Annotated in this window: 14 protein-coding genes; 7 read left to right on the forward strand and 7 right to left on the reverse strand. The window is 72.4% G+C overall.

The annotated features are described in order from the left end of the window. Positions 1-44 precede the first annotated feature (44 nt). The 4 genes from ACZ58N_RS03990 to ACZ58N_RS04005 all read left to right on the forward strand — a co-directional run bounded on the left by ACZ58N_RS03990 (position 45) and on the right by ACZ58N_RS04005 (position 3,985). Complete coding sequence (locus tag ACZ58N_RS03990) at positions 45-1,040, forward strand: ABC transporter ATP-binding protein (protein WP_471155345.1); 996 nt, start codon at positions 45-47, stop codon at positions 1,038-1,040. A gap of 2 nt (positions 1,041-1,042) precedes the next feature. Further along, entirely contained in the window at positions 1,043-1,819 is a 777-nt protein-coding gene (locus ACZ58N_RS03995) for an ABC transporter permease (RefSeq protein ID WP_471155346.1), read from the forward strand. 178 nt (positions 1,820-1,997) lie between these two features. Continuing rightward, on the forward strand, positions 1,998-3,155 hold the full coding sequence (locus tag ACZ58N_RS04000) for an ABC transporter ATP-binding protein (protein WP_471155348.1): 1,158 nt from the start codon (positions 1,998-2,000) through the stop codon (positions 3,153-3,155). Further along, a complete protein-coding gene (locus ACZ58N_RS04005) occupies positions 3,152-3,985 on the forward strand; it encodes an ABC transporter permease (RefSeq protein ID WP_471155349.1) in 834 nt (277 codons plus the stop codon). Before ACZ58N_RS04000 ends, ACZ58N_RS04005 begins: the two co-directional genes overlap by 4 nt. A gap of 16 nt (positions 3,986-4,001) precedes the next feature. On the opposite strand, the gene ACZ58N_RS04010 is transcribed toward ACZ58N_RS04005, so the two are convergent. Then, positions 4,002-4,328: an ATP/GTP-binding protein gene (locus ACZ58N_RS04010; protein ID WP_471155351.1), complete on the reverse strand. Its 327-nt coding sequence runs from the start codon at positions 4,326-4,328 to the stop codon at positions 4,002-4,004. Positions 4,329-4,573: 245 nt separating this feature from the next. Here ACZ58N_RS04010 and ACZ58N_RS04015 point away from each other — a divergent pair, with 245 nt between their 5' ends. After that, positions 4,574-5,617 (forward strand): LLM class flavin-dependent oxidoreductase, encoded by a 1,044-nt coding sequence (locus ACZ58N_RS04015; protein WP_471155353.1) that lies wholly within the window; start codon positions 4,574-4,576, stop codon positions 5,615-5,617. Positions 5,618-5,701: 84 nt separating this feature from the next. Here the strand turns inward: ACZ58N_RS04015 and ACZ58N_RS04020 are convergent, their stop codons facing one another. Continuing rightward, entirely contained in the window at positions 5,702-6,094 is a 393-nt protein-coding gene (locus ACZ58N_RS04020) for an SCO5389 family protein (RefSeq protein ID WP_471155354.1), read from the reverse strand. A 219-nt stretch (positions 6,095-6,313) separates the two neighbouring features. Here ACZ58N_RS04020 and nucS point away from each other — a divergent pair, with 219 nt between their 5' ends. Further along, on the forward strand, positions 6,314-6,985 hold the full coding sequence (gene nucS / locus ACZ58N_RS04025) for an endonuclease NucS (protein ID WP_356875545.1): 672 nt from the start codon (positions 6,314-6,316) through the stop codon (positions 6,983-6,985). 91 nt (positions 6,986-7,076) lie between these two features. Here the strand turns inward: nucS and ACZ58N_RS04030 are convergent, their stop codons facing one another. The 4 genes from ACZ58N_RS04030 to ACZ58N_RS04045 all read right to left on the reverse strand — a co-directional run bounded on the left by ACZ58N_RS04030 (position 7,077) and on the right by ACZ58N_RS04045 (position 11,975). Then, a complete protein-coding gene (locus ACZ58N_RS04030; protein ID WP_471155357.1) occupies positions 7,077-9,713 on the reverse strand; it encodes an ATP-binding protein in 2,637 nt (878 codons plus the stop codon). A 185-nt stretch (positions 9,714-9,898) separates the two neighbouring features. Further along, complete coding sequence (locus ACZ58N_RS04035) at positions 9,899-10,540, reverse strand: LysE family translocator (RefSeq protein ID WP_471155360.1); 642 nt, start codon at positions 10,538-10,540, stop codon at positions 9,899-9,901. 107 nt (positions 10,541-10,647) lie between these two features. Next, positions 10,648-10,971, reverse strand: a complete 324-nt coding sequence (locus tag ACZ58N_RS04040) for an STAS domain-containing protein (RefSeq protein ID WP_362876940.1) — start codon at positions 10,969-10,971, stop codon at positions 10,648-10,650. Positions 10,972-11,126: 155 nt separating this feature from the next. Then, positions 11,127-11,975: a 3-hydroxyacyl-CoA dehydrogenase family protein gene (locus tag ACZ58N_RS04045; RefSeq protein ID WP_471155362.1), complete on the reverse strand. Its 849-nt coding sequence runs from the start codon at positions 11,973-11,975 to the stop codon at positions 11,127-11,129. A 222-nt stretch (positions 11,976-12,197) separates the two neighbouring features. Between ACZ58N_RS04045 and ACZ58N_RS04050 the strand changes: the two genes are divergently transcribed. Further along, positions 12,198-12,770 (forward strand): cob(I)yrinic acid a,c-diamide adenosyltransferase, encoded by a 573-nt coding sequence (locus tag ACZ58N_RS04050; RefSeq protein ID WP_471155364.1) that lies wholly within the window; start codon positions 12,198-12,200, stop codon positions 12,768-12,770. Between the two features lie 38 nt (positions 12,771-12,808). On the opposite strand, the gene ACZ58N_RS04055 is transcribed toward ACZ58N_RS04050, so the two are convergent. Then, complete coding sequence (locus tag ACZ58N_RS04055; RefSeq protein WP_471155367.1) at positions 12,809-13,381, reverse strand: hypothetical protein; 573 nt, start codon at positions 13,379-13,381, stop codon at positions 12,809-12,811. Positions 13,382-13,452 lie beyond the last annotated feature (71 nt).

Raw genomic sequence — 13,452 nt, forward strand, 5'->3', positions numbered from 1 at the left:
CGTTCGAGGTGGCGTACGGCCCTTCGGCGTTCTAGCGTGTCGGCATGATCGAGCTTGAGGGCCTTACCAAACGATTCGGCGCGAAGACCGCCGTGGACCACCTCAGCTTCCAGGTCAAACCGGGGGTGGTCACCGGCTTCCTCGGCCCCAACGGGGCCGGGAAGTCCACGACCATGCGCATGATGCTCGACCTCGACAACCCGACCAGCGGGACGGTCAGGATCGACGGCAAGCACTACCGGGACCTGCCGGAGCCTTTGAAGTACATCGGAGCGCTGCTCGACGCGAAAGCCATGAACGGCGCGCGCAGCGCGTACAACAACCTTCTCTGCCTCGCCCAGTCGAACCGGATCCCGCAGAGCCGGGTGACCGAGGTGCTGGACCTGGTCGGGTTGACGGCCGTGGCGAAGAAGAAGTCGAAAGGATTTTCGCTCGGGATGGGGCAGCGGCTGGGAATCGCCGCTGCGCTGCTCGGGGATCCGGAGATCCTGATGTTCGACGAACCCGTCAATGGTCTGGACCCGGAGGGAATTCTCTGGATCCGCAATCTCATGAAGGGCCTGGCCTCGGAAGGTCGGACGATCTTCGTGTCGTCCCACCTGATGAGCGAAATGGCGCTGACCGCCGACCATTTGGTGGTGATCGGACAGGGGAAGCTCCTCGCCGACTTGTCGATGGCCGATTTCATCCAGCAGAACTCGCGGAGTTTCGTCCGACTGCGCTCGCCGCAGCAGGAACGACTCAAGGACGTCCTGCACGGGGCCGGGATCACCGCCGTCGACGTGCCGGGCACCGGGGCACTGGAAATCGACGGTGTGGAGTCCGAGCGGCTCGGCGAGCTGGCCGCCGAGCACCGGATCGTGCTGCACGAACTCAGCCCGCAACGGGCTTCACTGGAGGAAGCGTTCATGCGCATGACGGCCGACTCCGTCGAGTACCACGCCCACGCGCCGGGCATGCCGACCGGCCCCGTCCCGGGTCCGGTCGACGCCGCCGCCTGGGGCGCCGGGTTCGACGCGACGCGCAAGGACGGCGAGTGATCATGGCTTTCTCCGCAGTCCTCCGCTCCGAGTGGACCAAGATCCGCACGGTCGCCTCCACCACGTGGACCCTGGCTTCCGCGCTCGTCGTCACCGTCGGCATCAGCGCCGCGCTGTGCGCACTGTTCAACTCCACCTTCGACGACATGCCGAAGGAACAGCAGATCACCTTCGACCCGACCCTCGCGAGCTTCGCGGGCATGACCCTCGGGCAGCTCGCGATGATCGTCTTCGGTGTCCTGGTGGTCGGCAGCGAGTACAACTCGGGGATGATCCGCACCTCACTGGCCGCCGTGCCGGGCAGGGCGGGCTTCCTCTTCGGCAAGCTCACCGTCGCGACGGCGCTCGCGCTCGTCGTGGGCCTGCTGACGAGCTTCATCTCGTTCTTCCTGGGCCAGGCCGTCCTCGGCGACCGCAGCATCGGGATCGGCGAGGACAACGTCCTGCGGGCGGTGATCGGCGCCGGCCTCTACATGGCGCTGATCTCCCTGTTCTCGATGGGCGTGACGGCCATCCTGCGCAGCCAGATGCTGGCGCTCGGCATCCTGATGCCGTTCTTCTTCCTGGTCTCGACCATCCTCGGGGCCGTCGAGACGACCCGGAAGGTCGCGCAGTACTTCCCGGACCAGGCGGGCTCCAAGATCATGCAGGTGGTGCCCGGCGCGATGGACAGCGGTGAAACGCCGTACGGGCCGTGGGGCGGCCTCGGGATCATGGTGCTGTGGACGCTCGCCGCGGTGCTCGGGGGCTACATCGTCCTGAAGAAGCGCGACGCCTGATCCAGGAGTACCCGGGGGGTCCGTCGCAGGACGGACCCCCCGGGTACTACGGGACATCCCGGAGCCGGATCTCAGGGGCAGCTCAGGGATTCGGCCCGGGCGGGAACCGACGTAGGCTCGATACCCTCTTAAGGCTCATACGGACGAGAGCCTTCCGGGCCTGGCAAGGGGCAGCACGATGATCGAGGCAGTCGGCCTGACCAAGCGCTTCGGCGCGAAGACCGCCGTCGAGCAGCTGTCGTTCCAGGTCAGGCCGGGTCACGTCACCGGTTTCCTGGGGCCCAACGGCTCCGGCAAATCCACCACCATGCGCATGATCGTCGGCCTGGACCGGCCCACGTCCGGTCATGTCACGATCAACGGCGCCCCCTTCCGGGAGCTGCCGAACGCGCAGCGGCACGTCGGCGCCCTCCTCGACGCCAAGGCCATGCACGGCGGGCGCAAGGCCCGCACCCACCTGCTGTCCATCGCCCAGCTCTCCGGGATCCCCGAGAAGCGGGTGGACGAGGTGCTGGGCGTGGTCGGCCTCCAGGACGCCGCCCGGCAGCGCACCAAGGGCTTCTCCCTCGGCATGGGCCAGCGCCTCGGCATCGCGACCGCCCTCCTCGGCGACCCCCAGGTGCTCCTCTTCGACGAGCCGGTCAACGGGCTCGACCCCGAGGGCATCCTCTGGGTCCGCAAGCTGATGCGAAAGCTCGCGTCCGAGGGCCGCACCGTCTTCGTCTCCTCGCACCTCATGAGCGAGATGGCGCTGACCGCCGACCACCTGATCGTCATCGGCCGCGGCAGGCTGCTCGCCGACATGAGCACCCAGGACTTCATCACGCACAACTCGGCCGGATTCGCGCGGGTCCGTCCCGCCGCGGACCGGCCCGACGGCCGGGCCGTCCTCGGCGCGGCGCTCGTCAAGGCGGGCGCCCGCGTCCTCCAGGAGACGGACGGGGCGCTGCGCGTCACCGGGCTGGAGCTCCCCCGCATCAGCGACGTCGCCCACGAGGCCGGGGTGCGGCTGTGGGAGCTGTCCCCGCACCGGGCCTCGCTGGAGGAGGCCTACATGCGGATGACGCAGTCGTCCCTGGAGTACACCTCCACCGAGGACCCCCGCGCCGAGCTGTGGGAACCCGAAGCACTGACCGTTCCCGACTGGGAGGAGGCGGTCGCCCCGGAGGTCCCGACGGAGACCGCGGCGAGCTTCTTCGCTCCCCCACCCCCCACCGCGGGTGGACGGCCCTTCCTGATGCCCGGCAGCGCCGCCGACCTCGCCCCCTCCGTACGGCAGGGCGACCCGGCCCGTACGCCCGAGAACGCCCAGAGCACCTCCGAGGACCACAGATGACCGGCCGCCCCGACCCGACGACGGGCTACACCTCGCCCCTGCCCGCCCGGCAGCCCCACCTGGGCCACGCGCTGGCCTCGGAGTGGACCAAGCTGACCTCGGTGCGCTCCACCCTGTGGACGCTCGGCTCCCTGGTGGCCCTGGTCGTCGGCGTCGGTCTGCTGGCCATCGTGCAGACCCGGGGCGCGGACTACATGAAGACCCCGTACACGGGGCCGGCCCTGTTCGGCCTCATGGTCGGCCAGATCGCCGTGATCGTCCTCGGCGTGCTGACGATCTGCTCCGAGTACGGCACCGGGCTGATCCGCACCACCTTCACCGCGGCCCCCGAGCGGACGCGGGTGCTCACCGCCAAGTACCTCGTCTTCGGCGCCGTCTCCTTCACCGTGATCGTGGGCTCGGTGGCGGTCGTCGGCCTGTCCGCCGCGCTGGTGCACCGGGCGTCGCCCGACGGGGCCCGCTGGGTCTCGGCGTGGGCGGACGCGGTGGGCGGCTGTTTCTACGTCACCCTGCTCGGGGTCCTCGCCCTGGCCGTCGGCGCGCTGGTACGGCATTCCGCGGGCGGCATCGCCGTCATGCTGGGCGTGGTGACCCTACCCCCCGTGCTCGGCTCCATCCTGACCGCCTGGCCCTCGACGGCGGCGGTCGGGGTGGCCGTCATGCGCTACAACGCGCCGGTCGCGCTCGTCCAGTTCTTCGGGGTCCAGGAGAACGCGACGATAGAGGGCTCGGCGACCCCCGGGAACGGCGCGCAGCTGCTGCTGCTCCTGACCGTGACGGCGGCCATGGTCGCGGCCTCGTACGTCGTGGTGCGGCGCCGGGACGTCTGAGCCCTCGCCGACCCGGTCAGTACTTGGGCGCGTTCCGGGACCGCTGCACCTTCGAGGTGCGGCGGTCCTTCGCGTTCCAGCAGGCCTTGTGCCAGTGGCGCCGGTCGTCCACACCGCCGTACTCGGGCCAGGCCACGAGGTGCGGGGTGCCGGAGGGGATCTCCTGGTCGCAGCCGGGGCACCGGTAGCGCTTGCCCGCCGCGGCGGCGCCCGCCACGTGCCGGACCTTCCACTCCTCGCCCTGGTACTCCTCGGTCCGCTCCAGCCCGAACCGGTCGAGGCCGGTCGCGGGTCGTTCGTCCGGGGTCTCGCCGCCCCTGGGGCGGTTGTGGCGCGGTGACACGTATACCTCACGAATGGGCGGCGGGCAGTGACTTTCTCCCAGACTACGCGCAGCGAGGCAGGGTACCCGCAGGGTGGCCGGAGAAGGCCGGAGCAGTTCGACGGACCGGCCCGACAATCTCAATAACTTTCCGGTGAGGCCGTGCCTTTGGCACGTGTCAGACGTTGTTGCCATCAGACGTTGATGTCATCAGCGAGTCGGTCCGCCTGGGGGAGGCCGCGTCAGCCGCGAGGAGGATAAGGGCGATGCGCGTAGGAGCGTTTGTACTGGCGGCCCAGTTTCCGGGCCAGGGACAGGGGGAGGCACTGCACCGGGCGGTGCGGACCGCCGAGGTCGCCGAGGAGGCCGGGCTGGACTCGGTCTGGCTGGCCGAGCACCACTTCGTGCCGTACGGGGTGTGCCCGTCGGCGGTGACCCTGGCGGCGCTGCTGCTGGGGCGGACCCGTCGGCTCCGGGTGGGGACCGCGGTGAGCGTGCTGCCGAGCACGCACCCGGTGGCGCTCGGGGAGCAGGCGGCCCTGCTGCACGTCACCTCGGGGGGTCGGTTCACCCTCGGGGTGGGCCGGGGCGGGCCCTGGGTGGACCTGGAGGTGTTCGGGGGCGGCCTGGAGGCGTACGAGAGCGGCTTCCCCGAGGACCTCGACCTGTTGCGGCGCTGGCTGAGCGAGCCGCGCGTGGGGGCCGCCGGCGACCGGTACGCCTTCCGCGAGGTGGCCGTCGTACCGCGGCCGGACGAGGCGCTGGACGGGGACGGGAGTGGGCCGGAAGTGATCGTCGCGTGCACGTCCCCGGCGTCCGTGCGGGCCGCCGCGGAGCGCGGACTGCCAATGCTGCTGGGCATGCACTGCGGTGACGAGGACAAGGCCGCGATGGTCGCGATGTGGAGCCGGACCGCGCTGGCGGCGGGGCACGGGCCCGACGCCGTGCGTGCGGCCGGGCACGTCTCGGCGGGTGTCTGCCAGCTGGCGGACCGGACGGCGGACGCCCGCGAGACCCTGGTCAAGGCGATGCCGGGCTGGTTCCGTCAGGGCCTGGACGCGCACGTCACGGTCGACGGTCGACAGCGCGCGATGCGCGATCCCGTCGCCTACACGGAACTGCTGTGCGCCCTGCATCCGGTCGGCACCCCGAGGTTGGCGGCGGACCGGCTCGCGGCGACCTCGGAACGCACCGGGATCACGCGCTTCGCCCTGCTCACGGAGGGCTCCGGGGACCTCGCCGCGACCGAGGAGAACGTACGGCGCCTCGGTGCCGAGGTGCTGCCGCGGCTGGAGGCGGCCGGGGCATGAGCCCCGGTGGATCCGGCCTGGGCTGCCGCTCCGGTGTCAGTCGCACCTCCCGCGACACGGAGCGGCAGCGAAGTACCGGTCCTGCTAGCAGTCCCGCATCTCCGGCGACTGGTTGAGCAGCTGGCCGCGGATCGAGGTGAACCGGGCATGCCTCTCATCCGACGAGGAATCCAGCGGGAAGACCGCCACACGGTGGCAGTTCTGGAATGCCAGGCGCACCCCGAAGTGCCGTTGAAGCGCAACACGTATCGCGTCACTCGCGAGCGCGCGCAGCAGCTGCCCGCGCGCCTGCTCGTCCGGCGGCGGCGTCTGGTTGTCGGCGAACTCTCCGCCCTCAACCTCCAGCTGGGCCGTCAACGAGCTGATCATCTCCCATGCGTAGGGCAGGGAGGTCCGGACGCAGTCGACGAAGGCGGCTTCGTCGACCTCGCCTCGCTCGGCCTGTTCGAGTAGGGCCGGTGAGACGTCGAGCGACATGGGTTCTCCTCTCGTGACTCCGGCCGTTGGGTTGCCGGAGTCTTACGGGCAGGGAAGGAGATCGCGACGCAGCGTGCACGCTCGACGACCTCCCGCTCACCACGGTAGGCGCCCGCCGGGTACCGCACCAGGAGAATGCGCATACAACGCGCCATCGGCGAACGGGGCTTTCAGGGGCGAATCGCGTGGAGGCGCATCCGTCGAGTAGCGTTGCCGACCATGCGTCTCGTCATCGCCCGCTGCTCCGTCGACTACGCGGGCCGGCTCACCGCCCATCTGCCCTCGGCACCCCGTCTGATCCTCGTGAAGGCCGACGGCAGTGTCTCGATCCACGCGGACGACCGGGCGTACAAACCGCTCAACTGGATGTCGCCCCCGTGCACCCTCAAGGAGGGGAGCGGTGACGACGCCGGCGTCTGGACCGTCGTCAACAAGGCGGGCGAGAAGCTCATCATCACCATGGAGGAAGTCCTCCACGACTCCTCCCACGAGCTGGGCACCGACCCCGGTCTCATCAAGGACGGCGTCGAGGCGCACCTCCAGGAACTGCTCGCCGACCGGATCGACACGCTGGGCGAGGGTTACACGCTGATCCGGCGCGAGTACATGACGGCCATCGGTCCCGTCGACATCCTGTGCCGGGACGCCTCCGGTGCGACGGTCGCGGTGGAGATCAAGCGACGCGGGGAGATCGACGGCGTCGAACAGCTCACGCGCTACCTGGAACTGCTGAACCGGGACCCGCATCTGGCCCCGGTCCGCGGCGTGTTCGCCGCGCAGGAGATCAAGCCGCAGGCGCGGGTGCTCGCGAACGACCGCGGCATGGACTGCGTGGTGCTCGACTACAACGCCATGCGCGGCATCGAGGACGACAAGCTCCGCCTGTTCTGATCACCCCTTGCCTCGGGGCCGGCACCTCCGGACACGACGAAGGCCCCCGGGACGGCTCCGGGGGCCTTCGTCGTGTCCCGGGGCGCGGACGCTACGTCGCCTCGGCCGTCGGGGAGCCCTCGACCGCCGACGCGCTGACGCTCGCGGGGGTCGTCGCCGGGGGCGTGGCGGTCGCGGGCGGCGTCTCGGTGGGCGTCGGGGTGTCGCTGGGCGTCGGGGTGCCCGGGTCGGGATCCGGGTCCGGGCCGGGGGGCGTGGGCGTCGGGGTGGGCGTCGGCTTCCCCGGGGGCCGCGGCGTGGCCGCGGGGACGCCGGGGCGTCGCGGCGGGGTCGTGCGGGGCGTCGGGCCGCCGTCCGGGGCCCGGTCCCCGGCCTCGCCGGGGGCCTCCTCGGGGCCGGGCGATTCCGCGGGCGGGGGCGTCGTACCGGGCTCGGGCGCGGGGTCGGTCCCGTTGTTCCCCGGGACCGTCGGCGGCTCCGGGGCCTCGGGCGTCGGGGTCGAGGACACCGCCGGCCTGGTGGGTGCCGCCTCCTCCTCCCCCGAGGTCAGGGCCAGGCCGATCACCGTGCCGAGCGCGGCCACCGTGAGCACCCCGGCCGCGGCGAGCAGCACGGTCTTGCGACGGGATCCCGGCTCGGATGCCGGGGCGGCGGGGGCGGGTGCGGCGGGGGTGGGCCCGGCCGGCGGCGGGAACGCGTCCTCGAAGACCTCGGACAGGGTCGCCGGCGCGGGGCCGGTGGTCGGGCCAGCGCTACGGACGACCGGGGTGACCTGCGTGACGGCCTCCCCCGGGGCCGTCGCCGCCGGCAGTGCGGTCGCGGCGGACATCGGGGCCGCGGCGGGTATCGCGGCGGCGGCCTTTCCCGAGGTCAGGGCCGGTCCGGGCGTCGCCGCGGGCAATGCTCTCGGCGTCGGGGCGGCGAACGGGCTCGGCGTCGGGGCCGGGGCGGTCCCGGGCAGGGCGACGGTGGCGGCGTTCGGCGGCGCGGCCGTCGGCGGCTCCAGCCGTAGCGGCGGCGAGGCCTGCGCCCGGGCCGCCTCCCGGTCGGTGACGAGGGCCAGCGCCCGGCGTCCGGCGACCGTTCCGCGCTTGTCCGCCAGCGCGCCGCGCAGCCCGATGGAGGCCTCCAGCTCGGCGCGCGCCCGGTCCAGGCGCCCCTCGCACAGCGCGAGCACGCCCAGCTCGTGGTGGAAGTACGCCTGCTCGGCGACCTCCCCCGCCTTGCGGGCGGCCTCGGCGCCCGCGCGCAGCGCCCGCTCCCAGGCCTCCCAGTGCAGCGAGGCGGCGAGGGCGGGGGCGGCCGTACGGGCCAGGAGTACGGCGGCCACCACGTCGGCGCCCGCCAGGGCGGCCAGTACGGCGTCGGCCTCCGCGGCGACGCGCGTCGGGGTCACCGAGGCGTGGCCGGTCCACCAGGCGTAGTGGCGTGCGGCGGTCCGGGCCTCCTCGGCGGCGGTCTCCCCGTACCCGGCGTCCTCCAGTTGTCGGGCGACGCCCTCGGCGAGCCGGTAGCGCGATCCGACCGGGGTGATCAGCCCGCAGCCGAGGAGTTCCGCGACGGCGGAGTCCGCGTGCGTGTCCCCGACCAGGGCCGGGAGGTGGGCGTGGTGCGGCAGCTCGCCGCCGAGCGCGCAGGCCATCCGCAGGGCGGCCCGCGCTGACTCGCTGACCCGGGAGGCCAACAGTTCGGCGGGGGCGGCGGCCTCGGCGAGGGTGGGCAGCGGAACGTGGGCGGGGTCCCGGGGGCGTTCCTCGAAGACGCCGGGTTCCTCGTCGTCGTCCTCGGAGGCGGCCCGGTTCAGTTCGTCGCGCTGGCGCAGCAGTCCGGCCGCCTGCACGAAGCGCAGCGGCAGCCCTTCGGAGGCGAAGCGCAGGTCCCCGGCCCAGGCGGTCTCCTCCTCGGTCAGGGCCCGTCCGGCGGCGGCCTCCAGCAGCAGGACGCAGTCGGCCTTGCCGAGCCCGCCGAGGAAGACCTCCTCCAGGTGCGAGTCGTCGGAGGGGGCCTTGGTGTCGGGGGTGGCCGCCAGCAGGTAGGCGCATTCGGGGGTGGCGCGCAGCAGCTCGTCGAGCGCGGAGCCGCCCAGTTCCAGGTCGTCGAGGAGCACGATGGCGCCGATCTCCCCGACCCGGGCGAGGAGTTCCGTACGCTCGGGCCGTTCGTCGCCGGCGTCGTGGACGGCCCCGTACAGCGCGTGGAGCAGTTCGCCGGGCTGCTGGTGGCCGTGGCCGCTGAGCCGGACGACCCCGTCGGGGGCGAGGCACGCACAGGCGGTGGCGACGGAGTCGAGGAGGGCGGTGCGGCCCGATCCGGCGGGTCCGGTCAGGCGTACGGAGCGGCCGCGGCCCAGCAGCCGGACGAGGCGTTCCCGTTCCTCGGCGCGCTCCAGGAGCGGCCGGGCGGGCAGCGGGGGTCCCGGCAGGGCGGGCGGGCGCGCGGCCGCGTCGCGGGCGGCGCGGGCGGCGGCGTCGCGCTTGGCGGGGCGGCGGCGGGCGGTGCCGGGGCGCAGGGGTTCGATCTCGCTGCCGTCGACGGGGTTGACGGTGAGGGAGAAGGTTCCGGCGGTGAGGGTGACGACGCGCGCGGGCGGCGCGGCGGCCGGTACGAGGGCCGCGCCGGGGGTCGGCCCCTCCGGGGGCGTCGGGTGCTGGGTCCGTTCCGCGGTGGGTCCGTCGGCCCGCTCCGCCGCCCGCCCGCCCCGATCGAACTGCCCCTGTGTACGGTCCATGACCAAGTCCCCCGATCGCGTCGCGCGCGCCGCCGCCGTCGTTACGCCCGGCCTTCGCTCGCCGCTGTCGCTACTGGTCCGGTTTCCGCCCGAACCCTAGACCGTGGTCCGCCGCGCGGGAACCGCCGGGGTGCCTTCACCACCGGACCGTTACGTTTCCCCGGGACGGCGTCGCGGCGCGTCCCTCAGTCCTTGCGTCCGGTGACGGCCACGGTGACGCCGAGGCCGATCATGGTGAGTCCGCCGGCGCCGCCCACCAGGGAGAGCCGTCGCGGCGAGCCCGCGAACCACTCCCGGGCACCGGCGGCGACCAGCCCCCACGCGCTGTCGAGGACGACCGCGATCAGGTTGAAGAGCAGGCCGAGGAGCAGCATCTGCGCGGTCACGTGGCCGGCGGAGCGGTCCACGAACTGGGGCAGCACGGCGGCGAAGAACACCATGGTCTTGGGGTTGGCGACGCCGACGACGAAGCCCTCCCCCAGGGTCCGCAGTCCGCCGCGTTCCGGGGGTGCGTCGCCGGTGACCGCCGCGTGCAGCTCCCCGCGCCGGCGCCACGCCCTGACGCCCAGGTGCACGAGGTAGGCGGCGCCGATCAGCTTGAGCGCGGTGAAGACGAGCACCGATCGCTCGACGACCGCCCCGACGCCCAGGGCGACGGCCACGACGAGCACGTAGGAGCCCATCGTGTTGCCGAGGACCGTGGTGAGCGCGGCGCGCCGGCCCTGGGCCAGGGCCCGTCCGATGACGAAGAGCACGCTGGGCCCGGGGATCACGATCAGGAGGAACGACATGGCCGCGAAGGCCAGCGCTCGGTCGGTGGACACCATGCGGCCATGAAAGCGGAAGGGGGCCGCGGAACGCAGCCCCTTTTCCGCGGCGGTGGCGTGGGGGCCCGACGTGCCGGGCCGGTCCGGGGCGGGGGCCCCGGGCGCCGTCACACCCGGGGCAGGGACTCCGCTTCCAGTCCGCCCTCGATCGCGAGGATGCGGTGCAGCCGGGTCGCGACGAGGAGCCGCTGCATCTGCGCGGGGACCCCGCGCAGGACGAGGCGCCGGCCGGTCCGGCCGGCCCTCCGGTGGGCTCCCATGATCACGCCGAGTCCGGTCGCGTCCCAGGAGTCGAGCCCGGTCAGGTCGAGCACGAGGTCGCCGTGGCCGTCGTCGAGTGCACTGTGCAGGACCGTACGGGCGTCCGCCGCGCTGCGCACGTCGAGGCGACCCCCGACCGCGAGTTCGGCGTGGTCGCCCCTGATGTGCATGTGTACTCCCCGGCTCTACCGCGTGCGTGTGGTCCGACTCCCGTGGTCGGCAACTCTCACTGCAACTGACTGCCTCGCGGGCAGGGAAGTTGCCGACCGTGAGCGAACCGATACCTAATTCACCCCGGAGGGTGAAGCCATTCGAACGGTGGTGCTCAGTGCTTGTAGAAGCCCTGGCCGCTCTTGCGGCCGATGTCGCCCGCGTCGACCATCCGGCGCATCAGCTCCGGCGGCGCGAACTTCTCGTCCTGCGACTCGGTGTAGATGTTGCTGGTGGCGTGCAGCAGGATGTCGACGCCCGTGAGGTCCGCGGTGGCGAGCGGGCCCATGGCGTGCCCGAAGCCCAGCTTGCAGGCGATGTCGATGTCCTCGGCGGAGGCGACGCCCGATTCGTAGAGCTTGGCGGCCTCGACGACGAGCGCGGAGATCAGACGGGTCGTCACGAAGCCGGCGACGTCGCGGTTGACGACGATGCAGGTCTTGCCGACGGACTCGGCGAACGCCCGGGTGGTGGCGAGGGTCTCGTCACTGGTCTTGTAGCCGCGGACCAGCTCGCACAGCTGCATCATCGGGACGGGCGAGAAGAAGTGCGCGCCGACGACCCGCTCCGGACGCTTCGTCACGGCCGCGATCTTGGTGATCGGGATGGCGGAGGTGTTGGAGGCGAGCACCGCGTCGTCGCGGACCAGCTCGTCGAGCGCGCGGAAGATCTCGTGCTTGACCTCCAGCTTCTCGAAGACGGCCTCGACGACGATGTCGGCGTCGGCGACCGCACCGAGATCGGTGGTCGTGGTGATCCGGCCCAGCGCCGCCTCGGCGTCCTCGGCCGTCATCCTCCCCTTGGCGACGAACCGGTCGTACGAAGCCTTGATCCCATCGGTACCGCGGGTCAGCGCGGCGTCCGTGACGTCCCGCAGGACGACGTCCCAACCCGCCTGGGCGGAGACCTGAGCGATCCCGGAACCCATCAGTCCGGCACCGATGACGGCGAGCTTCCCAGCCACTGCACACCCCTTAGTTCTTCACTCGGCCCAGTCTCGTAGCCTCTTCGGCGGAGACTAGCGTCCGTGGAGCGCGGTGTGACCGCGAAGTAACACGCGTCACGTCTCAGATGACGGACATCACACCGGTACGGCCCAGCACCCCTGCGCAGCCCTCCAGTTCGCGCCGACCCCACCCGGGAGCAGCTCTCCGCGGGCTCCACCGGCCCGGTCTACCCTGGCCGCATGGTGAACCTCACGCGCATCTACACCCGTACCGGCGACAAGGGCACGACCGCCCTGGGCGACATGAGCCGGACGCAGAAGACGGACCTGCGGATCTCGGCGTACGCCGACGCGAACGAGGCCAACGCGGCCATCGGGACGGCGGTCGCGCTGGGCGCGCTCCCCGAAGAGGTCGTCAAGGTCCTGGTCCGCGTGCAGAACGACCTCTTCGACGTCGGCGCGGACCTGTGCACCCCGGTCGTCGAGGCACCGGAGTACCCGCCGCTGCGGGTCGAGCAGTTCTACGTCGACAAACTGGAGGCGGACTGCGACCTCTTCCTGGAGCAGGTCGAGAAGCTGCGCAGTTTCATCCTCCCCGGCGGCACTCCCGGCGCGGCCCTGCTGCACCAGGCCTGCACGGTGGTCCGGCGCGCCGAGCGCTCGACGTGGGCGGCGCTGGAGGTGCACGGCGAGGTGATGAACCCGCTGACCGCCACCTACCTGAACCGTCTCTCCGACCTCCTGTTCATCCTGGCTCGGGTGGCCAACAAGGAGGTCGGGGACGTGCTGTGGGTGCCCGGCGGCGAACGCTAGGGCCACGGCCGCGAGGGCCTGCCGGTCGGGCGGCGGGATCAGGCGCGGGGGCCGGCCTCCACGCGCTCGGGCTCCGCTCCGGCCGGGGCCTTCTTCGGCCAGATCGTGTAGCAGACGGCGATGACGCCGTGGATGCCGACGATGCGCAGGGCGGCTCCCTGGTAGCTCGTGAGCGAGCTGACGTCACCCGCGTCGCCGACGTACCAGACCGCGGCCTGGAGCAGGGCCATCGCGACGGCCGCGGCGACAACGGTGCGGACCCACAACTTCCACTCGTGGACGGCGCGCGCCCTGCCGTGGCCGGCGCCGGCCGGCTTCGGCCCGCCGGCCAGCCGGTGCGCGGCGTGACCGTCGAGCCACTTCACCGTGTAGTGGCCGTAGGCGACGGTGTAGCCGAGGTAGAGGGCGGCCACACCGTGCTTCCAGTCGGGGGTGGCGCCGTTCTTCAGGTCGAGTGTGGTCGCGACCAGCAGGACGATCTCCAGCAGCGGTTCGCAGAGCAGGACCGCTGCCCCCAGCCGGGGCATCCTCGCCAGGTAGCGCAGGCCCAGCCCGGCCGCCAGTAGCACCCAGAAGCCGACCTCACACGCGATGATCAGCGCGACGATCACGGTTCTCTCCGTTCCGCTCGTTCCCCGGGTTCTCCGGGTTCTCCGGTTCTCCGGTTCTCCGGTTCTCCGGT

It is taken from the genome of Streptomyces sp. NPDC040432 (assembly GCF_055595445.1).